Source organism: Acinetobacter sp. YH12235 (genome assembly GCF_013417705.1).
Lineage (GTDB): Bacteria > Pseudomonadota > Gammaproteobacteria > Pseudomonadales > Moraxellaceae > Acinetobacter.
In genome coordinates, this window is record NZ_VPDL01000012.1 from 16,967 (window position 1) to 43,012 (window position 26,046).

The 26,046-nt window shown below is 41.0% G+C and carries 26 protein-coding genes; 15 read left to right on the forward strand and 11 right to left on the reverse strand.

The window, feature by feature from the left end; all coding sequences use genetic code 11:
- Window positions 1–62 precede the first annotated feature (62 nt).
- Both ychF and FTV13_RS07960 read left to right on the forward strand, forming a co-directional pair.
- Complete coding sequence (ychF, locus tag FTV13_RS07955; protein ID WP_179993080.1) at window positions 63–1,154, forward strand: redox-regulated ATPase YchF; 1,092 nt, start codon at window positions 63–65, stop codon at window positions 1,152–1,154.
- Window positions 1,155–1,367: 213 nt separating this feature from the next.
- Window positions 1,368–1,982 carry a superoxide dismutase gene (locus FTV13_RS07960; protein ID WP_179993079.1) on the forward strand — a complete coding sequence of 205 codons (615 nt, stop codon included), beginning with the start codon at window positions 1,368–1,370 and terminating at the stop codon, window positions 1,980–1,982.
- A gap of 527 nt (window positions 1,983–2,509) precedes the next feature.
- On the opposite strand, the gene FTV13_RS07965 is transcribed toward FTV13_RS07960, so the two are convergent.
- Window positions 2,510–3,004 (reverse strand): hypothetical protein, encoded by a 495-nt coding sequence (locus FTV13_RS07965; protein WP_159123256.1) that lies wholly within the window; start codon window positions 3,002–3,004, stop codon window positions 2,510–2,512.
- Between the two features lie 128 nt (window positions 3,005–3,132).
- Between FTV13_RS07965 and FTV13_RS07970 the strand changes: the two genes are divergently transcribed.
- From FTV13_RS07970 to dapC, 6 genes are all read left to right on the forward strand, one after another.
- Window positions 3,133–3,861, forward strand: coding sequence for an AzlC family ABC transporter permease (locus FTV13_RS07970; protein ID WP_179993099.1), 729 nt, complete (start codon window positions 3,133–3,135; stop codon window positions 3,859–3,861).
- A complete protein-coding gene (gene ygaH / locus FTV13_RS07975) occupies window positions 3,858–4,205 on the forward strand; it encodes an L-valine transporter subunit YgaH (RefSeq protein WP_163169516.1) in 348 nt (115 codons plus the stop codon). Before FTV13_RS07970 ends, ygaH begins: the two co-directional genes overlap by 4 nt.
- A gap of 95 nt (window positions 4,206–4,300) precedes the next feature.
- Window positions 4,301–4,933: a hypothetical protein gene (locus FTV13_RS07980; RefSeq protein ID WP_257218506.1), complete on the forward strand. Its 633-nt coding sequence runs from the start codon at window positions 4,301–4,303 to the stop codon at window positions 4,931–4,933.
- A 127-nt stretch (window positions 4,934–5,060) separates the two neighbouring features.
- Window positions 5,061–6,275 carry a formate-dependent phosphoribosylglycinamide formyltransferase gene (gene purT / locus FTV13_RS07985; RefSeq protein ID WP_171521865.1) on the forward strand — a complete coding sequence of 405 codons (1,215 nt, stop codon included), beginning with the start codon at window positions 5,061–5,063 and terminating at the stop codon, window positions 6,273–6,275.
- Window positions 6,276–6,298: 23 nt separating this feature from the next.
- Window positions 6,299–8,965: a [protein-PII] uridylyltransferase gene (glnD, locus tag FTV13_RS07990; RefSeq protein WP_180011650.1), complete on the forward strand. Its 2,667-nt coding sequence runs from the start codon at window positions 6,299–6,301 to the stop codon at window positions 8,963–8,965.
- 22 nt (window positions 8,966–8,987) lie between these two features.
- Window positions 8,988–10,157, forward strand: a complete 1,170-nt coding sequence (dapC, locus tag FTV13_RS07995; protein WP_159123250.1) for a succinyldiaminopimelate transaminase — start codon at window positions 8,988–8,990, stop codon at window positions 10,155–10,157.
- A gap of 129 nt (window positions 10,158–10,286) precedes the next feature.
- Here dapC and FTV13_RS08000 read toward each other — a convergent pair whose 3' ends face one another.
- Complete coding sequence (locus FTV13_RS08000) at window positions 10,287–10,763, reverse strand: glutathione peroxidase (RefSeq protein WP_004784130.1); 477 nt, start codon at window positions 10,761–10,763, stop codon at window positions 10,287–10,289.
- The gene (msrB, locus tag FTV13_RS08005; RefSeq protein WP_180011652.1) at window positions 10,760–11,179 is read right to left on the reverse strand and encodes a peptide-methionine (R)-S-oxide reductase MsrB; all 420 of its coding nucleotides are present in this window, start codon (window positions 11,177–11,179) and stop codon (window positions 10,760–10,762) included. Before msrB ends, FTV13_RS08000 begins: the two co-directional genes overlap by 4 nt.
- 152 nt (window positions 11,180–11,331) lie before the next feature.
- Here msrB and FTV13_RS08010 point away from each other — a divergent pair, with 152 nt between their 5' ends.
- Both FTV13_RS08010 and FTV13_RS08015 read left to right on the forward strand, forming a co-directional pair.
- Window positions 11,332–12,567: a pyridoxal phosphate-dependent aminotransferase gene (locus FTV13_RS08010; RefSeq protein WP_004784132.1), complete on the forward strand. Its 1,236-nt coding sequence runs from the start codon at window positions 11,332–11,334 to the stop codon at window positions 12,565–12,567.
- Between the two features lie 209 nt (window positions 12,568–12,776).
- Window positions 12,777–13,979 (forward strand): YbfB/YjiJ family MFS transporter, encoded by a 1,203-nt coding sequence (locus tag FTV13_RS08015; RefSeq protein WP_180011655.1) that lies wholly within the window; start codon window positions 12,777–12,779, stop codon window positions 13,977–13,979.
- Between the two features lie 74 nt (window positions 13,980–14,053).
- Here the strand turns inward: FTV13_RS08015 and FTV13_RS08020 are convergent, their stop codons facing one another.
- The 3 genes from FTV13_RS08020 to FTV13_RS15760 form a co-directional block, all read right to left on the reverse strand.
- Window positions 14,054–16,042, reverse strand: coding sequence for an acyltransferase family protein (locus FTV13_RS08020; RefSeq protein ID WP_180011657.1), 1,989 nt, complete (start codon window positions 16,040–16,042; stop codon window positions 14,054–14,056).
- Between the two features lie 88 nt (window positions 16,043–16,130).
- Window positions 16,131–16,694: a M23 family metallopeptidase gene (locus tag FTV13_RS08025; RefSeq protein WP_179993073.1), complete on the reverse strand. Its 564-nt coding sequence runs from the start codon at window positions 16,692–16,694 to the stop codon at window positions 16,131–16,133.
- Window positions 16,695–16,855: 161 nt separating this feature from the next.
- Window positions 16,856–16,984 carry a hypothetical protein gene (locus FTV13_RS15760; RefSeq protein ID WP_004784138.1) on the reverse strand — a complete coding sequence of 43 codons (129 nt, stop codon included), beginning with the start codon at window positions 16,982–16,984 and terminating at the stop codon, window positions 16,856–16,858.
- A gap of 878 nt (window positions 16,985–17,862) precedes the next feature.
- Between FTV13_RS15760 and FTV13_RS08030 the strand changes: the two genes are divergently transcribed.
- Entirely contained in the window at window positions 17,863–18,021 is a 159-nt protein-coding gene (locus tag FTV13_RS08030; RefSeq protein WP_166136100.1) for a hypothetical protein, read from the forward strand.
- 679 nt (window positions 18,022–18,700) lie between these two features.
- On the opposite strand, the gene FTV13_RS08035 is transcribed toward FTV13_RS08030, so the two are convergent.
- Together FTV13_RS08035 and FTV13_RS15870 are read right to left on the reverse strand one after the other, a co-directional pair.
- Entirely contained in the window at window positions 18,701–18,886 is a 186-nt protein-coding gene (locus tag FTV13_RS08035; RefSeq protein ID WP_166136097.1) for a hypothetical protein, read from the reverse strand.
- Window positions 18,887–19,134: 248 nt separating this feature from the next.
- A complete protein-coding gene (locus FTV13_RS15870) occupies window positions 19,135–19,275 on the reverse strand; it encodes a hypothetical protein (RefSeq protein WP_373683635.1) in 141 nt (46 codons plus the stop codon).
- A gap of 468 nt (window positions 19,276–19,743) precedes the next feature.
- On the opposite strand from FTV13_RS15870, the gene FTV13_RS08040 reads away from it, so the two are divergent.
- Complete coding sequence (locus FTV13_RS08040) at window positions 19,744–20,526, forward strand: rRNA large subunit pseudouridine synthase E (RefSeq protein WP_180004080.1); 783 nt, start codon at window positions 19,744–19,746, stop codon at window positions 20,524–20,526.
- Window positions 20,527–20,534: 8 nt separating this feature from the next.
- Here FTV13_RS08040 and FTV13_RS08045 read toward each other — a convergent pair whose 3' ends face one another.
- A complete protein-coding gene (locus FTV13_RS08045) occupies window positions 20,535–21,893 on the reverse strand; it encodes a heavy metal sensor histidine kinase (RefSeq protein ID WP_179993222.1) in 1,359 nt (452 codons plus the stop codon).
- The gene (locus FTV13_RS08050) at window positions 21,890–22,561 is read right to left on the reverse strand and encodes a heavy metal response regulator transcription factor (RefSeq protein ID WP_180011659.1); all 672 of its coding nucleotides are present in this window, start codon (window positions 22,559–22,561) and stop codon (window positions 21,890–21,892) included. Before FTV13_RS08050 ends, FTV13_RS08045 begins: the two co-directional genes overlap by 4 nt.
- Before the next feature lie 174 nt (window positions 22,562–22,735).
- On the opposite strand from FTV13_RS08050, the gene FTV13_RS08055 reads away from it, so the two are divergent.
- The 3 genes from FTV13_RS08055 (at window position 22,736) to paaI (ending at window position 24,171) form a co-directional block, all read left to right on the forward strand.
- On the forward strand, window positions 22,736–23,179 hold the full coding sequence (locus FTV13_RS08055; protein WP_240904205.1) for a heme-binding protein: 444 nt from the start codon (window positions 22,736–22,738) through the stop codon (window positions 23,177–23,179).
- A gap of 31 nt (window positions 23,180–23,210) precedes the next feature.
- Window positions 23,211–23,609, forward strand: a complete 399-nt coding sequence (gene uraH / locus FTV13_RS08060) for a hydroxyisourate hydrolase (RefSeq protein WP_159123243.1) — start codon at window positions 23,211–23,213, stop codon at window positions 23,607–23,609.
- 169 nt (window positions 23,610–23,778) lie between these two features.
- Window positions 23,779–24,171: a hydroxyphenylacetyl-CoA thioesterase PaaI gene (paaI, locus tag FTV13_RS08065; protein WP_180011661.1), complete on the forward strand. Its 393-nt coding sequence runs from the start codon at window positions 23,779–23,781 to the stop codon at window positions 24,169–24,171.
- A gap of 71 nt (window positions 24,172–24,242) precedes the next feature.
- Here paaI and FTV13_RS08070 read toward each other — a convergent pair whose 3' ends face one another.
- Window positions 24,243–25,946, reverse strand: a complete 1,704-nt coding sequence (locus FTV13_RS08070; RefSeq protein WP_180004071.1) for a M61 family metallopeptidase — start codon at window positions 25,944–25,946, stop codon at window positions 24,243–24,245.
- Between the last annotated feature and the right edge of the window lie 100 nt (window positions 25,947–26,046).

Here is a 26,046-nt window from a genome sequence, read left to right on the forward strand (position 1 = left end):
TTTGTCATGGCTTTCATGTAAAATCACTGGCAATTTTTATATAACGCTTTGTGAGTTATTTCATGGGTTTTAATTGTGGTATTGTAGGCCTGCCTAACGTTGGTAAATCTACGCTTTTCAATGCATTAACTAAAGCTGCAATTGCTGCGGAAAACTTCCCATTCTGTACGATTGAACCAAACACCGGTATCGTGCCTGTACCAGATCCACGCCTGGATAAACTTGCTGAAATCGTAAAACCACAACGCGTGGTACCAACTACCATGGAATTCGTGGACATCGCGGGTCTGGTTGCTGGTGCATCTAAAGGCGAAGGTCTGGGTAACCAGTTCCTGGCGAATATCCGTGAAACTGATGCAATTGCTCATGTTGTTCGTTGTTTCGAAGATGAAAACGTGATTCACGTCAACGGGAAAATTGATCCGCTTGATGACATCGCAACGATTAACACTGAACTTGCTCTAGCTGACCTTGAAACTGTGACTAAAGCAGTGACTCGTCTGGCAAAGTCTGCAAAAGGTGGCGATAAAGAAGCTGTAGCCACTAAAGCCGTTCTTGAAAAAATCCTACCTCTTCTAGATGAAGGCAAACCTGCCCGTGCAGCAAATCTGGATGATGATGAACGTAAACTGGTTCGTGGCTTTGGTCTATTAACACTTAAACCAACGATGTACATCGCTAACGTGGCAGAAGACGGTTTTGAAAATAATCCGCACCTCGATGCGGTACGTGAACTGGCAGCTGCTGAAAATGCAATCGTGGTTCCGCTTTGCAACCAGATCGAAGCTGAAATTTCATTGCTTGAAGATGAAGACCGTGCTGAGTTCCTGGAAGCAATGGGTATGGAAGAGCCAGGTCTGAACGTGGTAATCCGCGCAGGTTATTCACTGCTTGGTCTGCAAACTTACTTCACTGCCGGTGTACAGGAAGTTCGCGCCTGGACGGTTAAAGTCGGCGCTACTGCGCCTCAAGCAGCGGGTGTCATTCACACTGACTTCGAAAAAGGCTTCATCCGTGCAGAATGTATTGCTTATGATGATTTTGTACAGTATAACGGCGAAGCTGGCGCTAAAGAAGCAGGTAAATGGCGTCTAGAGGGTAAAACTTATATCGTTCAGGACGGTGACGTTCTGCACTTCCGTTTCAACGTATAAGTTGAAGCCAAAGAAAAGCCCCAAATCTGGGGCTTTTTTGTTACTAAATTTGGCTTCTTGCTATTCTCATACGCATCTTTACATCCTATTTATAAAAATCTCTTCCCATAACATTAATGATAATAATTCTCATTGTATTTAATACAACTCAAGCGTATTTTAAAATTTAGTCGAGAATTCCACTCACTCAATCACGCTTAAGGACAATTAAAAATGAGCTATACCCTTCCCGAACTCCCTTATGCTTATGATGCATTGGAACCGCATATTGATGCTAAAACCATGGAAATCCACCATGCCAAGCACCATCAAACTTATATCAACAACATCAATGCAGGTATTGAAGGCACAGAATGGGAAGATCTTTCTGTAGAAGAACTGGTGAGCAAAGCCAATCAGGTCCCTGAAGATTTGAAAAATAATGTGATTAATAATGGCGGCGGTCATGCCAACCATTCCCTGTTCTGGACAGTAATGAGTCCAAGTGGAGGTGGCAATCCTGAAGGTGAAATTGCACAGGCGATCGACAAGGAGCTTGGCGGCTTTGAAGCCTTTAAAGAAGCTTTTACCAAGGCAGCCCTGACCCGTTTTGGTAGCGGATGGGCCTGGCTCAGCGTGGCACCTGATCAAACCATTATCATAGAAAGCAGCGCCAATCAGGACTCACCCCTCATGCATGGCAATACCCCGATTCTAGGTCTGGATGTCTGGGAACATGCGTACTATTTGAAATACCAGAACCGTCGTCCTGAATATATTGCCGCTTTCTTTAATGTTGTGAACTGGAAGGAAGTGAATCGCCGTTATCTAGAAGCACTTTCAACATAAATGAACACAGTAGGACGTAATCTCATGTCTTGGCACTCTTTACGTTTGCTCTGCGGCCTCAGTATACTTTTGGGCGGAGCAGTGTTGTATCTAGAACGTCTGTTCATGTTGCTTTAAGACATGATCGTCTATTGTATGGGAAGCCTTATTCTGAGGCTTCTTTTAATTTTTGCTGTTTAATTTTTTCTATAGGGAGATGGATTTAAAATTTAAGAACGCAATTCACAGACATTGACGCTATCGAAGCCATTGGTACATGGTGCCACTTCACACGCATGAGAAGCTTGTACTCCACTTACTAAAACAGCACTCATACTTATCGCTAAAAACAATTTATTAAACATTTAAAATGACTCCAAAAATTAACTTTTATCTCTAAATCGCTTGATTATGAGTCAATTATAGGACTTTTTTAATGATTCAGGGCAATCTTTTTGATTTTAATTATTGTTTATTTATATAAATAGAATCGTTTTTTATAACAAAAAAGCGGAACCGAAGTCCCGCCTGAAGATTATAAAACCCGATTAAGACTGTTCAGCTACTGCATTACCTTTCTGCTTTGGATCAGTATTTCCCAGTTCAGGATGAGCAATAGCTCCCTGACATTGCTGTTTATCACGCTCATAGTCGGCCTGTTTCTGTGCCACACTACTGCTATTTTCAACGGTGCTACGTGCCCAGATTTCCAGACTGGTTAACGCCTTGCGACATAAGGCATATTTTCCTTCCGTCACTGAGTCAGTCATTTTCACATTAATGCGCCAGTCAGTACTCAATTTACGGGCCGGTTGACGTACCTGAGCATCTATCTGTTCCATTTCCTTGTTATAAACCAGCGGATCGACTTCATTCATGAATTGCCATGCAGCATTGGCATAAGTGGTCGCATCATTAGAGAGTTTAGGTGCCGCTTTAATTTCGGCTTTTGGCGCTTGACTGTCATTTCCACAAGCTTGAAGAAATAAGGTGCTGCCGATTAAAACACCGACCAGCATTGCACGTGTCTTGAACATCAACATATCAGAATCGCCAGTTAAACATTTCGGCACTATGCTAGTAAATTCGCGTACAATACACAATCTTGATTTAATCCCTGTTTTAACTCTCTCCCTCAAGGTGTTTTGTGTCTGACCACAATCCAGTAGCGATGCAACCTGCCGGTTTCTGGCAAGGTGCCAAAGATAGCCAGGCCATTATATTTACTTACCTTCCGGTCTCCTTTGCCTTTGGCGTTTCTGCCACCCAGTTCGGCTTTACTGCCTGGGAAGCCTTATTTCTGTCCTGCTCCATGTATGCCGGTGCCAGTCAGTTTTTAGTTGTAGCGTTACTTGGTAGCGGTACTTCGATCTGGATGACTGCATTGACCGTGATTGCCTTGGACATTCGTCATCTTTTATACGGCCCAGCTTTACAAAACCTGATTCAAGATCGTTTAAACCTGAAGAAAACCGCAGTCTGGGCTTGGGGTCTTACTGATGAAGTCTTTGCTTCAGGTATGATCAAGCTGTCACAACGGCGTCAGGAATGGTCAGAGTCGTGGATGCTCGGTCTGAGTCTATTTAGCTGGCTATCTTGGGCGACAGGTTCATTTTTAGGCGGCTTATTTGCTGATCAAGTCAGTCACCTGCCACAATTCTTGCAGGCGGCTTTAGATTTCCTGCTACCTGCCCTGTTCTTAAGTTTCTTATTGGCAGCCTTTGAAAAGAAACACACCTTTGTGGTGACCATCACGATTATTGTCTCAGCAGTTGCCTGTTATTTTATCGATCTGTCCGCTGCGATCTTTATCGGCATCAGTTCCGGCATTTTGGCCGGCCTGTTCAAGCACTATGTGCTGAAAAAACCAGATCCTGAATATGCAGGAGATCAATCATGAATCTTGAAATTATTTTGGTCGGGATTATTGTCGGGATTGCCAATTTTGCCTCACGTTTTGGTCCATTCTATGTGATTCAAAAATTTCAGCAGGGTTCGCAAAAACGTGGTGCGCTATGGTTGAAAATTGCCTTGGGTTCGATTGGAATTGCTGCCATCAGTTCCATGCTGGTTGTGGCGACCTTACCGCCCTTATTGGAAACGCCAGATAAAAGCTTTGCCATGCTGATCGGTTTTATTGTGCTGGCTGGACTGTATTTTAAGTTTAAGAAAATTGTCATGGCGACCTTAACTGCAGCCTTAACCTATGGCCTGATTTATACCTATATCCCCATGCCTTTTTAAGCCTTTTAGTAAATTAGAAATCTCATTCAAGACTTATGCTAAATTAAATGCATAAGTCTTTTTGATATAAGAAGAAAAATAAGGAAAATATTAGCATGTTCGAGCCAAAGCAAATGATTGAAGGGAAAATTTTTATTCATCATCGACGTGATGAAATGTTAGCTATTTTTAATCAATACGAATTACCCGGCTGTTATTTTGAATGTTTTATCAATGCACAGAATTTTACTGGTCATTTTGTAGAAGTGGTTGCTGAACCCGCAGATCATGTCCGTGTCATTTATATTCAGAAGCATGGCAAAAATAAAATCGTTGTCCTATATAACCAGACTCAACAGGTAATCCATCTGCATCCCAAACAAATCATTTTTAGCCGTTGGAGCCTGCTACATAAAGGCATTCCAAATCTCATTTATGTATTTTGCTTTAGTATAATTTTACTGTTTCTATTTTTTGCACTTGTCGCAGTGTCAAATCATCAATTCCACTTTTTCACTGTATTCCTCGATGCACTGCAATTTTCAGGATTTGGTTTATTGCTATGGATATTTGGTTTTATCTGTCCTTTTGTGATTCCCTTTTATGCCTTTAAGAGAATACAAAGTCTGAAACTTCTCCATCAACTTCAGCTCAATGACAAGCAAATTCTGCATATGGAAAAACCCAATCCGCAAAACCGGATTTATCATTTAAACCCTATGAAAAATACAATAAAGCGAACTGCCTGATTTCAGATGCAATTCTCTATAAACTTTTATAAATAAAACTGCTGGCCAATATCACAATTTTGTATGAAACTCGGCTTATCTCGGCATTGAGTTCTGTTATGCTAAAAGTCCATAAAATCAAGCATGGATAATACACATGAACGTGACTATTGGTACTCCTCTTCAATCTTCAGCTTTTAAAGTTCTATTGCTAGGTTCAGGAGAACTAGGTAAGGAAGTGGTGATTTCCTTGCAACGTTTAGGTGTAGAAGTTCATGCTGCAGATCGTTATGCAGATGCTCCTGCCATGCAGGTGGCACATTTTTCTTATGCCTTAAATATGGCAGATGCAGCGGAACTCAAACAGCTTATTCAAAAAATTCAGCCGCATCTCATTGTTCCTGAAATTGAAGCGATTGCGACCGAAGTGCTGGTTGAAATTGAAGAACAGAATATTGCAACCGTAATTCCTTCAGCTAAAGCAGTGAACCTGACCATGAACCGTGAAGGCATTCGTCGTCTGGCAGCTGAAGAACTAGGCTTACCGACCTCTGCTTATCGCTTCGCCGATTCTCTGGAATCTTTCCGCGCAGCCTGTGATGACATTGGCTATCCAAACTTTGTGAAACCGGTGATGTCTTCTTCAGGTAAAGGCCAATCTCGCGTGAAAAGTTTTGAAGAAGTCGATGCTGCCTGGGAATATGCGCAAACAGGTGGTCGAGTTAATCAGGGCAAAGTGATTGTCGAATCACAGATTGATTTCGATTTTGAAATTACCCTGCTTACTGTGCGGGCTAAGAATCCTCAAACTGGCGAAATCGAAACTTCTTACTGTGATCCGATTGGACATCGTCAGGACTCAGGCGACTATGTAGAAAGCTGGCAGCCTCAGCCAATGAGTCCCGCTGCTCTGGAAGAATCAAAACGTATCGCCAATAAAGTCACCACGGCATTGGGCGGTTGCGGCATTTTTGGTGTAGAACTCTTTGTCAAAGGCGACAAAGTATGGTTTAGTGAGGTTTCACCTCGCCCGCATGACACTGGTCTGGTCACTTTAGCTTCCCAGTTCCAGAGTGAATTTGAACTGCATGCCCGTGCTATTTTAGGCTTACCAGTCAATACAGCTCGCCATAGTGTGGCTGCCAGTGCCGTGATTTACGCAGGTGTCGATGATCGCAATCTTTCATTTTCTGGCCTGAATCTTGCTTTAGCCCATGCCGATACCGATTTACGCCTGTTTGGTAAACCTGAAGGTTTTAAACGCCGCCGTATGGGTGTCGCGACTGCGCGTGCAGAAAGCATTGAACAGGCTCGCGAGCTGGCTCAACAGGTTGCTGACCAAGTTAATGTTCATCAAAATTAAGTAAATACAACGGACCACTGTTCATGATCAATACCTCCCCGCTGCTGAATTACATTAAAAGTCACAATGACATCAAAGCGATCAATCAATGGCGTAGCGATGTAGAAAATCAGCTTCAGGAATGTTTTGAAAATGGACAGTCCATCCGTGACATCATTCAGGCTCGTTCTAACCTGATTGATGAAGCCCTGCAATTTCTGTGGAATCATGCTGAACTTGATCAGACCGATTTGGCGCTTTTCGCAGTCGGCGGTTATGGCCGCCGCGAAATGCTGCCATATTCAGATGTCGATATCATGATCCTCTCAGAAGATGATTTCACTTCAGAGCAGGAAAAGCTGATCTCCAGCTTTATTTCTTCGCTTTGGGATGTGGGCAATTTCAAACCGGGCATCAGTGTTCGTACCATCAATGAATGTGTCAATCAGGCCAGCAGCGACCTTACTGTAGCGACGTCCTTGATCGAGGCACGTCTGATTATTGGCAATGAAAATTTAACCAAGTGGCCACGCCGGATCGTGTCACAAACCTGGACTGATAAAACCTTTTTTGATGCGAAAATGGACGAGCAGCACAAACGCTATGCTCAGCACAATAATACTGAAAGCAATCTGGAACCGGATATTAAAAATGCACCGGGCGGTATCCGTGATATTAACCAGATTGGCTGGATTGCCAAACGTCATTTCCGTGTCAACCGTATTTATGACCTGGTGCATCTGGGCTTTATTTCCGAGTTTGAACTTGCTGTACTCGAAGAAGCCGAAAGCTTCCTCTGGGAAATTCGTCATCATTTACACCGCCTGACCAAGCGCGATGAAAACCGCCTGCTGTTCGATTATCAACGGGATATTGCGGCGATGTTTGGCTATACCCGTGAAGAAGGTCAGCCACCGAACTATCCAATCGAACAGTTCATGAAGCGCTATTATCGTAGCGCGCAGCAGGTTTCGACTCTGAATGAAATGCTACTGGCTTATTTTAATGAGTCCGTGATTACCCCACGTTTACCCCAATATGAACGCCAGATTGAAGAAATTAATGAAAACTTCAAGCTAGTCGATGGCAAGTTAGCAGTTCAACATCACAAGATTTTCTCGGAAAAGCCAAGTGCCATTCTGGAAATTTTCTATTTGCTGGCCAATCGCCCTGAAATTGAAGGGATTCGTGCACGCACTTTACGTCTGCTCACGCTAGCGGCTAAACGTATTGATCAGGATTTCCGTGATAATGCGGTACACCAAGCCCTGTTTATGGCCATCATTCGTTCACCGCATCGCCTGTATGAAACCTTGGTAGCGATGAAACGTTATGGTGTCCTGGGCAAATATATTCCGGCTTTCGGACAGATTACCGGTCTGATGCAATATGACTTATTCCACATCTATACCGTGGATGCACATACCCTGCTCTTGATCCGCAATCTGAATCGCTTCAAGGAACCCGAATTTGCCAAAGAATTCCCTGTGGTCAGCTCTGTGTTCCAGCGATTAGCACGTCGTGACATCGTTTATCTGGCGGCTATTTTCCATGATATTGCCAAAGGTCGTGGCGGTGATCATAGTGAGCTTGGTGCAGCCGATGCGATTCAGTTCTGCCGTACTCATGGCTTTACCGAACGTGAATGCAATCTGGTTGCCTGGCTGATTGAAAACCATTTATCCATGTCAGTGACTTCACAGAAAAAAGACATTTCCGATCCGGATGTGGTCAAAGAATTTGCTGAAAAAATGGGAGATATGGAGCATCTGGATTATCTGTACACATTGACAGTAGCAGATATTAATGCGACCAATCCAAAACTCTGGAATACCTGGCGTTCATCTTTGATGCGTCAACTCTATACGCATGCGCGTGATGTCATCCGTTCTGGCTTAGGCCGTCCGGTTGATTACCAGATGCTGATTGAAGATACCAAATTCGAAGCCAGTGAACGTCTGGTAGAACATTTCTCGCTTTACGATGTCGAAAAAGTCTGGCAGGAACTGGGCGATGATTACTTCCTGAAAGAATCTGCCGATGAAATCGCCTGGCATACCCGCGCCATTCTGGAACATGGCGATAATCCTGCACCATTGGTATTAATGCGTGCGCATCGTAAATATGCACAGGATGCCGTGCAGATCTTCATCTATACCCAAGACAAACCAAATCTGTTCGCTACCACGGTTGCTGTTCTGGATCGCATGAATCTGGACGTTCAGGATGCCCGGATTATTACCGCAACCAAAGCTTTCAGTCTGGATACCTATGTTGTCCTTGACCGTTTTGGCACCCTTCTGACCGATCCGGAACGTGAAGCGACCGTCATTGAAGCCTTACAGGATGCCTTAAGTCATTCTGATGAATATCCAGGTCTGATGCAGCGCCGGATTCCGCGTCAGTTACGTCATTTTGACATTGAAAATACCGTCGATATCACTCTCAATGAAGCTTTAAACCAGAATATGGTGGAAATTGCGACACTTGACCATCCTGGTTTACTTGCGAAAATTGGCGGTTTATTTATGATGCAGGGTCTGGATATTCACTCTGCTAAAATTGCCACACTTGGCGAACGTGCTGAAGATATTTTCTTTGTCACCAAAAAAGATGGCAGCCCAATGACCCAAACAGAGTCTGACAATTTTGCAGCAGCCTTAAAAGCTGCTCTGGATGAGGCTTCACATCAGGTCAATGCTCAACACTAACACACTGCTCGGTAACACATTCATGAACTCTAGCTTGTCTTTATTGCACCCATATCCGTTCGAAAAGTTGAATAAACTTTTTGCGGATATCCAGCCTGCGAATATGCCTTTGATTCCCCTTTCAATTGGTGAACCAAAGCATCCAGCACCCGAGTTTGTGAAACAGGCGATTATTGATAATTTTCAGCATCTATCGACTTATCCGAACAGCAAAGGCTTACCTGAATTACGAGAAAGCATTGCCAACTGGCTGACTCGTCGTTTTAAACTGAATAGCATCAGTGCAGACAGCAATGTATTACCGGTCTCTGGTACCCGTGAAGCAATCTTTTCTTTTGTTCAGGCGCTGATTAATCGTGAAGATGCGCCTTATGTGGTGATGCCAAACCCTTTCTACCAGATTTATGAAGGTGCTACCCTGCTTGCAGGTGCAAAACCTTATTTCATTAACTGTACTGAAGAAAATGACTACTTAGGCGACTTTGATTCAGTTCCGGCTGAAGTCTGGGAAAAAACTGCCCTGTTATTTGTGTGTACACCGGGCAACCCAACAGGTGCTGTTCTTTCTAAAGAGCAGTTTAAAAAGCTGATTGCACTGTCAGACAAATATGATTTTGTCATTGCTTCTGATGAATGCTATTCAGAACTCTGGTTTGATGAAGCCCCTACCGGATTACTGGAAGTGTGTGCCGAAATTGGCCGAGATGACTATAAAAACTGCGTCGTTTTCCATTCTCTCTCTAAACGTTCTAATCTGCCAGGCATGCGTTCAGGCTTTGTTGCAGGTGATGCCACTTTACTCAAACCTTATCTGCAATACCGTACTTATCATGGTGCAGCGATGCCGGTGCAACACCAGTTAGCATCAATTGCAGCCTGGAGTGATGAAGCGCATGTGGAAGAAAACCGGGTACAGTATCGTGCCAAGTTCGATCTGTTCCAGAAAGAATTGGGGCACTTGCTTCCGCTGAAAAAACCGGATGCGGGTTTCTACTATTGGCTCAAAGTGGACAATGATGAAGCTTTTGCCAAAATGTTGATGGAAAAAGCGCATATCAAAGTATTGCCAGGCCGTTATCTGTCTCGTGAAACTACGCAAGGTAACCCGGGTGAAAATCATGTGCGTCTGGCATTGGTGGCTGATCTGGCACAATGTGAACAGGTAATTCAGCGTTTAAAAGCGATTCTTTAATCTTTTAAGATCTAAACACAAATAAAAAACCCACTTTCCAGAAGTGGGTTTTTTATGGATTTTGGCTACAAATTATTCTTCTATTTCACTTATTTTCTATTCATTAGAAATTAGACATTTCAAATAAACTTATAAAACCTTTTCAATTTCTGTTTCGAGATCTTCAGGTTTGGTGGTAGGTGCAAAACGGTTTAATACCTTGCCATCACGACCAATCAGAAATTTGGTGAAATTCCACTTAATGCCATTTCCTAGAATTCCTTTGGAATTATTGGTCAAGTAACGGAAGATTGCATGCGCTTCCGGACCTTTAACATCTACCTTGGAAAACATTGGGAAAGAAACCCCATAATTTTTCTGGCAAAATTCCCCGATCTGTTCATTTGAACCTGGATCCTGTCCGCCAAACTGATTGCATGGAAAACCTAAAACTTCCAGTCCCTGCTCTTTATATTTCTGGTAAAGCTTTTCCAGACCTGCAAATTGTGGAGTGAAACCACATTTGCTCGCGGTATTTACGATTAAAAGTACTTTCCCTTCATAATCTGCAAGCCGTTTGTTTTTTCCATCTAACAACTCAGCTTCAAACTGATAAATGCTGGTCATGGATAAGTTTCCTCGTCAGTTTTTTCTTGTGTTTGTAATTCTAAAGAGGCCGAGTTTACACAATAACGTAAGCCAGTCGGTTCCGGACCATCCGGGAAAACGTGCCCCAAATGTGCATCACAATGATGGCAAACAATTTCTGTTCTCACCATACCATGTGAAGTATCAGGTAATTCTTCTACAACTGAGCTGCTCACAGGACGATAGAAACTTGGCCAGCCGCAACCGCTGTCATATTTAGTGGTTGAAGAAAACAGTGGTTTACCACAGCAACGGCAGACATAAGTCCCTTCCTGTTTTGTATTCCAGTACTTACCTGTGAATGCCGGTTCAGTTCCTTTTTCACGCGTAATGCGAAACTCTTCTGGTGATAACTCTCTTTGCCATTCCCGGTCTGTTTTATTGAGTTTTCCCATCACTAACTCCTTTAAATCTTTGACATTCAATGTCATGCTTCAGTACTTCCATATTTACGCTAGAGATGAAAAAATTTCTAGCGAAATTTCAGCATAGATTGTGATATTTGCGTAATCTATAGGTTTAACTTAAAAATTAATTGGATGGAATTATGTCCGGTATTGGTAACACCCCCCCTCGCGAGATCAAGAAATCGTCTAAGCTTGAGCATGTTTGCTACGACATTCGCGGACCAGTGTTACGAGCGGCCAACGAGATGGAAGAAGCCGGACATAAAATTATCAAACTGAATATCGGAAATCCCGCCCCATTCGGCTTTGAAGCCCCGCAAGAAATCATTAATGATGTTGCACTGAACCTGCCAAATGCGATTGGTTATACGGATTCCAAAGGGATTTTCCCGGCACGTAAAGCGATCTGTCAGTATTACCAGCAAAAAGGCATTCTGGATATGCACGTGAATGACGTGTATGTCGGCAATGGCGTATCTGAGCTGATCGTGATGGCGATGCAAGGCCTGCTGGATGATGGCGATGAAATGCTGATTCCAATGCCGGATTATCCATTATGGACTGCGGCAGTGAACCTGTCTGGCGGTACTGCGATTCACTATAAATGTGATGAAGAAGATCACTGGTATCCTGATATTGCGGATATGGAAAGCAAAATCACGCCAAATACCCGCGGGATCGTGATTATCAACCCGAATAATCCAACTGGGTCGGTTTATCCGCGTCATGTATTACAGCAAATCGTTGATTTGGCGAAGAAATATGACTTAATCCTGTTTGCAGACGAAATCTATGACAAGATCGTTTACGATGGCATTGAACATGTGTCAGTAGCTTCACTCGCAGGCAAGCAATTATGTGTATCGTTCAACGGTTTATCTAAGGCCTATCGTATTGCTGGCTATCGCTCAGGCTGGATGGCGATTACTGGTGATAAATCACGGGCAATGGACTACATTGAAGGCCTAGATATGCTGGCTTCAATGCGTCTTTGCGCGAATCACCAAGCACAATATGCAATTCAGACTGCACTCGGTGGCTATCAGTCTATTAATGACCTGATCCGCCCAGGTGGCCGCCTATATGAACAGCGCAATATTGCCTGGGAAATGCTGAACGAGATTCCAGGGGTATCTTGTGTAAAACCTGAAGGTGCGATGTACTGTTTCCCTCGTCTTGATCCTGAAATCTATCCAGTTGAGGATGACGAGAAACTGATGCTTGATCTGTTACGTGCCGAAAAAGTTCTATTGGTTCAAGGTACTGGCTTCAACTGGCCAACACCGGATCACTTCCGTGTGGTATTCCTGCCAGCAGAAAATGAACTGCGTGAAGCGATTACCCGTTTAGGCCGTTTCTTGGCAAAAATGCGTTAATTTATAAAATTAATTCCAAAAAACCGCATTCATGAATGCGGTTTTTTATTGTCTAAAAAGTTCCGCGATAAGCTTTACAGATATTTACAATAGAAGTATGCTATTAATCTAGAGTTTCTTTTTTTAATAAAATCTATTCAGCCTTTTCTCCTTTAGCTTGATGATTCATGCTATTTTTTGAACAAATATAAAAATCCAAGAGTACATGGATGTCCTCAAATACGGTCAAGCTTAGCCTTTTTCTCTGCCTGAGTATGTGCTTAGGCATCGGCATTCTGCGTTTTTCCTATACCGCATTGTTACCTGGTACACGTGAAGCCTTTGCCTGGAGCACGAGCTTTGCCAGTCTTTTGGGTAGTGCCAATCTACTGGGTTATTTAATCGGTGCTTTTGCAGCGATGCGCTTGCCCCAAGACCGAAGCATGAGTACTTATATCCAGCTTGCTGCAATAGCTGGAATGGTTAGCCTATTCTGTTGCGCTTTTTCAGGGTTTTCTGAAATCTGGTATATCAGCTGGCGCGTGATTTCCGGTATTAGTGGTGGCCTGCTGATGATTTTGTCACCAAGTGTCGTGGCTCAGTGCTGTGATTTAAAAGACCGTTTTAAAATCAATTTTATTGGTTTTAGCGGGATTGGATTAGGGGTTTTATTAGCTACCCTGTTTTTGCCTTATCTTGACCAGATTTCCATACGTACGGCCTGGCTGATCTTATGTGGGTTTGCCCTGATGATTTGTATCTGCTTAAGCCTACTGATACCACAATTTAAACCCTATCTAGCTAAACAATCTGTTTCTCATCCTGCGCAAGCACCTTTAAATACAGTCTTTTATAGTTTACTGGCGGTTTATGCCTGTAGTGCATTTGCCTATATTCCGCATTCCCTGTTCTGGATTGACTATCTCAGCCATGAACTAGGATTAAGCTTGTTCTGGATTAACTTTAACTGGATTCTATATGGATTGGGCAGTGCCTTAGGTGCTTTTTCTGCTTATGTTCTTGCAAGAAAATTTGGCAATTTTACTGCCCTGAAGATTCTTTATAGTGTATATATTCTGGCGATTTTCATTGCGACTCTAAATGCTAATCCGTTTCTCACTTTCAGTTCTTCTTTTTTTACCGGAATGTTGAATCCCGCTGTGGTTTTCCTCACTTCTTATACCATTTTGCAGCTGTATGGACTGGCCTATAAAAAGCTTTGGAGCATTGCGACTCTATGTTTTGCTGCTGTTCAGCTGATTGGAGGATTGAGTTTTAGCTCCCTGCAATATCTAGGATTGAACTACCATCAACAGTTTATGCTGGCAGCTTTAGTTTTATTAGCCGGAACTTTGCAATTGGTCTGGAATACACGTTCTTCCAAATATAAGATGGGTGAGCAACCAGTTTCTGTTCAAGAAGAAAAGAATTAAATAAAGATTAAAATCGGTCAATGCCCCAAATCCCAGGGAATAAAACCACGTCATTAAACGTGGTTTTATTCCATTTAATCTTTCTTCAAATCTTTAAGCGGGTTACCAAACTGTTTTAGATATTCAACGCCCAATTGCCGTGAACCCTGATCATTAAGATGATTATCATCCTTAAAACGATACAAAGGCACATCATTCAGCATCGTTTTACATGCCTCCTGATCACAGATGACTTTGGTTGGATCAACGATTTTCAATTGCGGATATTTCAGTTTTGCTTCTGCCAAAATCTGATTGAATTGCTTTAAATGTGCTTCATAACTTTTTCGAGAAACTGTACATGAAGCGTCTCGATGAAGAATCTCTTTACGAATATTACAATCAGATGGAATCCCTTCCCAGTCTAGATGTGGTACATCATTAATTAGCACCACCTGATCACTAGATTGATGGGCAATTTCTAAAGCTTTTATCAAACCTGCTTTAAATATCTCTTCCTCAGTATGATGGACACTATCTTTAAGTTTTACATCATCGTCAAAATACTGCGCATAAGATCCCGCCAGAATAATCATTGGATAATGGGTTTCTTTAAGATGTGCAGTAATAGCATCATTACGTTTTTGGAATTTGGTCAGTTCTTTCCATTGATTCAGCTTTAACTCAAATCGCTGCACACCTGGCAGATAAAAAGTTGAACTTTGCGTTGCATCATAACCACGTAAATCAGCATCCTTTGCCCATTCATCTAGCATTGCAGTATAGGCATTAGCATGCGAATCGCCAATCAACAAGAAATCAATATCTTCTTTAGATTGCCCTAAGACACAATCTTGAGCACTGGGCAAAACATTTGGATCCGCGGTATCCATACAGTTACTGCGAATCACATGAGCATACGTATGTAATGCTTCCTGTTTTGCATATACAGACTGCGGAAAACGCTCCGGGAAACCTTCATGTGTTTTGATGGTTTGGGCGATCGCAATAAAACTGGCTGCAGGTAACAGAAATCCAAGAATAATCACTTTATAATTTGCAGCCATCACAAAGCGTTTCAGGGGTGTTTCAGCCAGTTTATAAGTCAGAAATGCACATATAAATGATAGAAAAACAATAATAATCTGATTTTCCAGATTCAATGGCAGCATATAAATGCCAAAGAACACGATGATTGGCCAGTGCCATAAATACAGAGGATATGAAATTTTGCCAATCCATGTACTAAGACGATTACTTAGCAATAAATTACTTGAAGCTATGGATTGTCCCAGATAAATAATCAGTGCTGTTGCAAGACACGGGATCAATGCCATCAGTCCTGGGAATGGGGTTTGCTGATCAAAATAAATTGCAGTTGCAAATAGAACACTTACCCCAGCCCAGACCAATCCCTGTAATAGTTTTTTTGGCAGATTTGGTTTTGGCAAGCAGCTAATCAATGCACCAATCAACAACTCAAATGCCCGTACCGGCATACTATAATAAGCTTTGGCCGGGTTTTGAGTCAGTTGCTGCTGGGCATATAGAACCAAAGCGACAATGAATACACTGATGACGAGCCAAAGATATTTACGCGAGGTCTTGCTAAGGAATAGCCATAGCAAGAGCGGCCAGAAAATATAAAACTGCTCTTCTACGCCCAGTGACCATAAATGTAATAAAGGCACATTTTCTACATTCGGACTGAAATAATCTCCCACCTCATTTCGCATATACAGATTGGCAATAAGTACAGTCGCATACATGACACTTTTAAAATATTCTGTCAGTTCACCCGGCAACATCACCTGCCAAGCAATCAGACTGACAATTGCCAGTACAGTAAAATATGCAGGTGCCAGACGGATCACCCGTTTCTTATAAAACCGTGCAATTGAAAATTGCTGCAACTCAATATCGCGCGTCAGAATGGTCGTGATGAGATAGCCGGAAATGACAAAGAAAATATCAACACCAATATAGCCGCCAGAAAATAATGACCAGCCCAGGTGATTGAAAATAACCAATGATACTGCAATAGCTCTCAGGCCATCGATATCTGGTCGATAAGCAAAACTCATAAAAACAGGAAAAGCGGGAGATACGCTATTTTATGCTTTTCATTCTTTAGATGGCGATCTTTTACATTTTTTTTACATTCACCTGCACTTATTCCAATTCTTCTACCTTTAAATAAGGATAAGGATTGGTTGCACCTTCCCCACTGAGATAAATCCCATAATGCAAATGTGGTGGTGTATTTTTCGCATTACCGGTATTACCGACATAGGCAATGATTTCACCTGCTTCTACCCAGTCTCCTTCCTGAATATGTTCAGCATAATCCTCCAGATGTGCATAATAATGTTGGCTTAAATTCGGACCAGTAATCCAGATAACTTTACCTCCTAAATTATTGGTTCCAATCTTGCGGACGATCCCTTGGGTCGCACTGACTACCGGTGTACCTCGTTGAGCAAAAATATCGGTTCCTTCGTGTTTACGTCCCTCACTGCGCGCTCCACCCCAAGTATCCTGAATCTGGCGAGGTTTTACTCCTTGTACAGGAATTTCTACCGGTCTAATCAGCTCAGATTTTTTTAATTGCCAGTACAGATACGGGCTTTTCCAGCCCGCTGGCTCACCTGATGGCGGTGGCTGACAGGCAGTAAGTAATATACTTAAGGAAAATATTAAAAGCAGGATTTTGGGAATTTTCACAATAGCTCGCATTGCCGTTTAATGAGTGGTTCGTTTTATCTTAAGGAATACAGAAAAATTTAAAGTCAAAATCCTGTTATTTTTAGTGATGTTTTTTCCAGATTATTTGTCGGAAACAGTCTTAAAAATAACAAAACCCTCAGCTGAGGGTTTTGTTGAATCAGGTCTAAATTTTATTTACGCTTTTTCGCACGTGATGGTTTAGAGGGTTGTTGCTGTTGCTGTTGTTGCTCTTCATTTTGAGCACTGTCCTTTTTATCCTTTTGCTGAACCTGCTTGTGTTTTGCTCTTGATTTAGCCATAGAATAAACTCCTTTGGAGAACTGTCTCTATCACTGGAAGTTGCATTAATCACTCTAACCTTTATATAAAATAAGCCAATCGCTGAGCTGTATCCAAATACGTCAATGTAAAAGCATCTTTAGTTAAGTCATTCAATTCTGATTAGATCTTTATTCGAGGTATTTACGTCGCTTACATAGCGTTGCATGTTGATACCTGTTTTAACTCTGAATATAAATATGGTTTTCTGAATAAAACCCTTCAAAAATCTAACAATAGATGTGGATCCAACGTGATGATCCAAATTTAGCATTGATGTATCAACGTTCACAAAGTTTCCAGTTCAGAATCGAACTAACGCAGTAATAGTATATTTAGTACGAGAGGCTATAAAATGTATGCCACAGTTTTCGCAGTCAAGGAATAACTGGATGATAAGGTAGATTGAATATTAGATCTGTATTCAGAGTCATCTTGTCACAATTTTGAAGTTTAACAATTTATTAATTTTGATTGTGCTACTACTTGCATAGAATCTGCTAAGGTTCAAATATTCTTAGCTCTATAATATTTTTTATTGTTCCTATTTGAACTATTTTTTAATCCATATTATTTTATTCAATAAATGGTAATATTTTCTTTAAAGGAATTAAATTCTAAGGTTATAAAATTTATATCTTCCAAGTTATAAATTTAAGAACATTTAATGTTTTCAATTTCTAAAACATTTCTTTAATTAATTCTACAAAATAATTCATAAGATAATTGTTCTTACATAAGGTGAAAGGGTTTTCACGCTAAGCCCGAATATCTTACATAAGCAGACACCGCTCATACATGCCCAGAGAGTTTTATCCCCTACACTGAAATCAAGTTTTAGAAAATTAGAGGATTTCATATGAAACAGTTTTCGAAAATTCTAATACTCATTATGATAGGCCTTTATGGTACTTCTACTATTGCAGCAGATGCTATTCCTTTGGAAGCTAAAGCCGCCGCAGAAGCACAAAAAGCTGCACTAGAATATTCTGAAAATCAGAAGAGTGACTCAGACTAAAAACAAAATAAAGCCCACGAAGGGCTTTATTTACATACGGGAATCATTAGAAAAAAGTTATTTTAATAACTCAATGATTGTCCTACTCCATAAACCATCAAGGTAATAAGGAATACGACCAATGCGGAGACAGCTAATTCTGCTTTAGTCATGTGTTTTACCCTCATGGAGAGTTGTATATTATTTATACACTACATAAGCATAAAACCAAATAACAAAATATTACATAATCTTGAATATTTAAACTAAAGTAAAACACAATATAAGAGAGTAAAACTATAAATTAAACCTTAATTATCAATCAATATATTTTTAATTATCAATTACTTAAAAAATTTTATTTAAAAAATTAATAGATTATTTCTTTGAAATCATAAAATAATCTTTGTTTATAAAAAATTTTTCTATGTAATATATTGCCATTCCAAAATTTAAGCTTCTGAACTTAATGTCTTTTTAAGTCATTTCATAGGTTTTAATTTACTATTTCATAATTTATTTTCCTTATTTGATATCAAATTGAAACTAAACATCAGATCTATATTTTTAAATAATCAACGACTGCTAATTTATTTTCAATAAAATTCTCTTTTTCCGTAAAGATATTTTTTATTATTTTTAAAACCTCAATATATAAATTTAAAGATCCTAAATAGAAGGATCTTTAAATTTTAAATTACTACATAGATTTGAGTACTTCTAACTCAAAATCAAGCTCCATCATCTTTTCCAGATTTGGTACAATCGCATTCACCCAAATGCCACTATTCCAGACTTTCAGAATTCCATTTTCTTCCTTATAGAATGCACCGTCCTGAGCTGATATATGATGAATAACCTGGGTTCCTTCTGGTATATTTCTCATACAAACCTCCACACATTTGGTTTATTTTTTAATTTAGCAGAAGATTTGAATTTTTCGTTTACATTGCTTTATAGAGTTGTATTAATTGACTATTTAATAGATTAATCATGTAACTTTCATTTTGATATAAATTTTCTTACTCATCTTATCTAAAAATATTTAAATGATAAAAATAAAAAATCCCAACAGGATATGTTGAGATTCTCTATTTATAATTAGCTTAAGCTAACGGTAAATATGAATAATGCTCAGGCTATAAAATCTCGTAAAATGTGTTGATTTATCACTTCATCAAAACTTAGATTTGAAAGATTTTGCTTGTTATGTTTGATGCTTTTATAACAATAACTCGCTGCAATACCCATACTAATTAAAGTCAACAATTTCATTGTTCACCTCAAAATTAAAAATATTAGAAACTGTGAAATTAAAATATCAGCTTGCTTTGTAGTGGTCTAAGCCAGTTTGGAAAGCTTTTGTATGGTATGTAAATCCGTTAAGACCATTTCAGCTCTATAAAAATCATTGTCAATTTTTTGCTTAGCCTTGAATTGTCTGATCTTCCCTTAACTGACTCGACAAGTTCAGTAGAAAATGAAGATCATTGAGGATTAACATTCTTAAACGGAAGATCATATTTGAATACAAAAAGTACATCATTTTAAAGCGGCATGGTCGCAATCAGATTAGATACAAAACATAAATTCAAGGAAGATAAATCAGAATCTGCTATGATAGCTTCCACTTAGTGGACTCTTTTATGTCTTCCCTTATCTCCTACTTATAAGTAAAGGAGTATCACAATGGGCAACATGACTGCCACACCAGAATTATTTTATATATTTTAGTAGGTTAAAGTGAAAATTGTCATTCTTAACAAGCCTTATGACGTCCTCTCCCAATTTCGTCCAGATGAAAAACATCAGACTATGGCGGATTTCGTAGACGATCCGGATCTGCGTATTGCCGGTCGTCTGGACATGGATTCTGAAGGTTTGATGTTCCTGACCGATCATGGCGGTTTAAACCAATATATTACCAATCCAGCCAGCAAAAAATTCAAAACTTATCTGGTTCAGGTCGATGGGGATATAACCGAAGAAGCTCTAGAACAGCTTCGTAAGGGTGTTGAACTGAATGACGGTATTACGCTGCCAGCCAAAGCAATTAAAGTCATTGAACCGGAATGGTTATGGGAGCGCAATCCTCCTGTACGTTTCCGTGCTTCTGTTCCAACTTCATGGGTCGAAATTTCAATCTGTGAAGGCCGTAACCGTCAGGTACGTCGTATGACTGCAGCCGTTGGTTTTCCTACCTTACGTTTGATCCGTACCAAAATCGGTTCAATTGATCTGGTTCAATTAGGTTTACAGCCAGGTGAAACTAAAGAAATTGAACCCCTACTTTATCCAGACTTTAAAGATGTGCCTGCTCAAGAACCTTACCGCTCGCGCTCTTATGTGAAAAAACCGGGTGGTACCGGTGGTAAACCAATTAACAAGAAAGTAACGAAAGACGGCACCAAGAAAAAAACCGGCACACCGCGTATCTGGCAAATGGAAGAAGGTGAAAAACCACGTCGCAAGACCAATGGTACCACCCGTCCAAATACCAAGAGTCGTGGCCGTCGTACACGTTAAGCCACTGCTTAGATCGGGAAGATCAAACTAAAGACCACCCCTTGAGAATGGTTATTCACCTGAACTTCCCCCTGATGCAACTGCATAATGGACTGCACAATCGCCAAGCCCAAACCACCCGTTTGGGCTTTTTGATGCCGGCTGCTATCAACTTGATAAAAGCGTTCAAACAGATGGGCTAAATGCTGCTCGGGGATCTGTACACCTGCTGTCAGCACATCAATCCGACAGCTATTTTCTGTAGTCATCGCCGTGATTCTGATCTCGCCATTTTCCTTTCCATACTGCACTGCGTTGCTGAGTAAATTGGCAAGCGCACGTTGCAGATGTTCCGGATGCGCAGCTATATTCAGTTGAGCCGGAATATCCGTATAAATAGATATATTTTTTTCTTCTGCCAGAAACTCAAAATATGCCAGCAAATCTTCTATGATCTGGCTAAGTTCTAGTGTCTGTTTTTCTATCTGATAGTGGCCATGTTCAACTCGGGCGATAAATAGCATGTTTTCAATCATCTGAGTTAGACGTTCATACTCTTCCAGATGGGAATACAGCAAATTTTCTAATTCATCGCGACTGCGTGACTTCGACAAGGCAATCTGGGTTTGCCCCATCAAGTTATTCAGGGGCGTTCGTAATTCATGGGAAATATCTTCAGAAAATCGGGCCAACTGTTCATAGCCTTGCTGTATTCGGTCCAGCATGGCATTCATGGCCTCGGTTAGTTGCTGCACCTCAATAGTTCGGGATGGCAACTCGATACGCTGATCCAGCTGCTGCACATTAATTTGCTGAGTGGCGTAAATTAATTGGCGCATGGATCGCAGTAGATAGTGTCCCATCAGCCAGGCTAACAAAGTAGATAAAATAATACCAAGCAGAGTGTAGATCACTAATTTTATCAGGTAATGTTTTAAAACCTGTTGCCCTGCTGCGAGCTGCTTACCGGTAATCAGTTGATAAGACTGTCCATTAAAGTCCACTTGCTTAAATGCCAAACGGGTCGTGGGTTGTTCAATCTTATTATTTTGATAATTCAGCTTGGTGTGATAATCCAATAGAGGAATAGCGATATTTAAAGGATTAATGTCAATCAAGGTATTCTGAGCATTTTTAAGAATCAGTAAGTTATCTTCCTGTCCAAGCATATTCTCATAAAGCTCCGGATGCTCGATCAGCACCTGAAAGCTTTGCTGATCAGCCAGAAATATTTCTATTCTGGAAATCCGCAAGGCCAAAGCTTCATCCTGCTGTTGTTGCACCATCTGCTGCATATTGTGATAGGACAACCCGCCGATACTTAAAAAAACGATACAGGAAATAAGGCCAAAAGCGATGCCGAGACGTGTGCCTAAATGCATTTTCATGCGTGCACATCCAGTTTATAACCCATACCACGTACAGTATGAATAAGTTTTGGACTGAAATGATCATCAATTTTAGAACGTAATCGGCGTACAGCAACATCAACGACATTGGTGTCGGTATTAAAATTAATATTCCAGACCAGTGAAGCAATTTGTGTCCGGGTTAAAACTTCGGACTGGTGTTCCATCAGCAACTGTAAAAGCGCAAACTCCTTTTGGGTAAGCTCAATTTTTTGCTGGTCTCGAAATACTTCCCGGGTTAAACGATTCAGCTCTAAATTGGCCACCTGATACATTTCATGTTCAACTTTTGGTACACGGCGCAGTAGGCTTTTAATTCGGGCCAAAAGTTCGATATAAGAGAAAGGCTTGGTTAAGTAGTCATCTGCACCCAGTTCCAACCCTTTGACCCGGTCAAGCACATGATCTTTGGCAGTCAGCATGAGTACGGGGACTTTAGAGAAAGTACGCAAGGTTTTGAGGACTTGCCAGCCGTCTAGGTCGGGCAGCATCACATCCAGCAATACCAGATCAATCGGTTGCTGTTCCAGCACCGATAAGGCATGCAGGCCATTACCCACTTGTGTAGTCTGGTAGCCGGATTCATTTAAGCCTGTAGCCAAGAAGCCGGCAATTTTGGTTTCATCTTCTACAATTAAAATATGCATGGGCTGAGTTTAATCAATTTCATACGGCGCAAAGATTACAAATTGGTAATCTGATTGTCATCCATGAGCTTCCATTCTTTGATTATGATCTTCTCAATTTCTATATGACTGAACATTATCATGAGAAGTAGATTAAATCAGAGAAAAATATTTTTATATCTAGCGAGTTTAGCAATGGTTAGCTTAAGCCATGCTGAATTAAAAACGGCCTATATTATGGACTTGAGTACAGCAAATCAGCTTACTGAGAACGTCATGCAAGCTTGTCAGAAAGCCAGCAAACCCGCTGCAGTCACAGTACTGGATCAAGGCGGCAATGTCTTGGCCAGTCAACGGCATGAATCTGTCGGAATTCACAATTTAACTGCATCACAGCGTAAAGCCTTTACTGCATACTCGACTAAGACCAGTACATTGGATTTCATGCGTCATGCACAAAAGAACCCGGATGCACAAAATTTAAATACCCTGGATGAATTGTTATTATTGGGCGGCGGGGTACCTGTGGTTTATAAAAACCAGCTCATTGGCGCTGTTGGCGTTGCAGGCTCTGGTGGCTCTGAACAGGATCATCAATGTGCCGCACAAGGCATTCAACATACTTTAAAACAACTTTAATTTTATCTATCTATTGAATAGGAACAGACCTATGAAAAAAATTATTTTTGGTGCTCTTCTAGCGGCGACAGCAAGCTTTTCTTTTGCACAGAATCCTTTAAGTGTGCATGTGCTGAATCAGGAAACTGGTCTGCCTTCCGCCAATGTCGCGGTGATTCTGGAAGCTCAGCAAGGTGACAAGTGGATAAAACTGAATGAGTTAAAAACAGATGCCAATGGCCGTATCAAAGAGTTTTATCCTAAAGATACAGCTTTACAGAAAGGCATCTATAAAGTGACCTTCAAAACCGGTGACTGGTTTAAGGCCAATAATCAACGCACCTTCTTCCCTGAAGTACCTGTGGTATTTACGATTGACGGTGCTTTGGAGCACTATCATATTCCCTTATTACTGAGCTCTTATGGTTATTCAACCTATCGTGGTAACTAATTCTTAATCCCTAAAAGCGTCATTTTCATGGCGCTTTATTTTGATAAGTAAAATGGCTGCATTTCATCATTCATCTGGCTTTCGCTTGTTATTTATCTCCTAGAGTGCTATTTATGATTCATATAATTAATATTTTTAAAATAAGTGTATCTAAAAAAGGAGTTTTGCAATGGATCAGCAAGTGAACCAGATGTTTAATCAGGACCGGTTAATTCAGTATCTCGGTGCGCATCTAATTTCTTATAACCACAATCATGCGAAGATTGAACTTAAAGTGTCTGAACAACATTTACAGGGGCATCAGACCTGTAACGGCGCTGTGATTTTTGCATTAGCTGATGCTGCATTTGCCATTGCCTGCAATACCGGCGAACATCCAGCAGTCGGCCAACATTGTGGTATTCATTATCTGAAACCGGCACTGCTCGGTGATACCCTTACCGCCATAGCTGAACATAAAGCCAGTAGCGGTCGCAGTGGGATTTACGATATTCAGATCCTGAATCAGGAAGATCAAATCGTGGCTGAATTCCGTGGAACCTCACGACTGATCGTTAAATAATTATTCTAAAACTTAATGCAATAAAAAAACCGGTGCATCAACACCGGTTTTTTAAAACAGCAAATGCTAAATTAAGCTTTCAACCATTTCTCAGCTTTAGTTTGATCTTCAACTTTCAATTCAACTTCAGTCAGTTCAGAACCACCATTTTGAACGTCAAAAGTCATCAGCTCATCACGACGGAATGCATGGACAGTATACGTACCTTCCTGTTTCGCATATTTCTCGACAAGTTTCGTCGTTGCTTTAAGCCCATCAATCGCCACAATCACATCATTCGCTGAAAGGCCCGCTTTCACCCCTGCTCCATCACGACGTGCAGACTGAACCAGCACACCTTCAGGCTTATCTACAAGTTTCAAACCAAATGGTAATGACTTGTCATTTTTCAGCGTATAGCTCACGCCAAATTCAGGTAATAACTGATCTAATGGCAATTCATCAGTAGTATTGATCAGGTGATTAATCTGTTCTAACCAGTTATCACCAGTCAATTCCTGACACAATTCGAAAATAGTGCGTTCATTGACCTGAATGCCATTTTGCGTATTTTCATATAGCTTACGCATCAAAGCGTCCAGACTTGAGCCACGCAGACGTAAACCTAGATCCAGACAAAGTGCAACTAAACAGCCTTTATTGTAGTAGCTGGTACCGGCATTATTTGAGTTTTCATCCTGACGATAGAATTTTACCCAGGCATCAAAGCTAGACTCAGATACTGACTGAATAAAACGTCCCGGGTTTTGCAAATAACGGTCAATCTGCGCTTTGAGCAATGCAATATAAGATTCCTGATTAATCACGCCACTACGGAGCAGAATCAGGTCATCATAATACGACGTAAACCCTTCAAAGATCCAAAGCAAAGAGGTATAGCCTTCTTTATTTAGATCATAATTCACGAAGTTTTCTGGACGAATAAATTTCACTAACCATGAATGGAAATACTCATGACTACATAGGCCAAGGAAACGCTGATAATCTTTCGATGGCTCTTCAGGCTCATCTACTTTAGGGAAATCATCACGCGGTGTAATCAGACTGGTTGAGTTTGGATGCTCCAAACCGCCATAGCTGTTACCGGTTGCTATGGTCATAAAGGTATAATCATTGAATGGCGCAGAACCGAACATGGAAATTTCTGTCGCACAGATTTTCTCAATGTCCTGCTTCATACGCTGTTCATTCATCGCATGTTTGCCTGACACTACAAACTCATGCGGAATGCCATTGGCTTCAAAACTGAAACGGGTCTGCTCCGCCAGTTCAAACGGCGCATCAATCAGTTCAGCATAGTTTTTAGCTTTTAAGGTATAACGACCTTTGACCAGACTTTTAGCCTGCATACCTGTCGCAAGCTGGAAATGTTTTAGCTCATCCGGCAAGAATACTTCTACTTCAATTTCTTTATGTTCCTGACCTTCCAGCCCTAAACATGCACAAGCCGGGTTCACATAAAGACGGTTTTGATCCACATATGCACCACGAACAGACAGGTCATACGCATAGACATCATATTCCACCGTAATCAGTTCATGATCCGTATTGAATAAACGCCATTTATTCTTTTCAAACTTCTGGATTTGTAGCTGGCGTCCGTCCTCATCATAAGCCTTGACCGCTTCAATATGCTTTGAGAACTCACGAATCAGGTAACTGCCCGGAATCCAGGTCGGTAAAGAAAGGACTTGCGTTGGATCTGCTAAAAAGCGAAGAGTTACGTGAATAAGGTGCTGACGATAATCGTCAAATTCGATTTGATAATGCAACATAATGGGCGATATAAAATACAAATAAATGAGTTATAGCTTAGCTTAGCATTTTTTAGGCCAGTATTGCTTAGCTGTCGCATTTGTCTACATTTCTGACTAG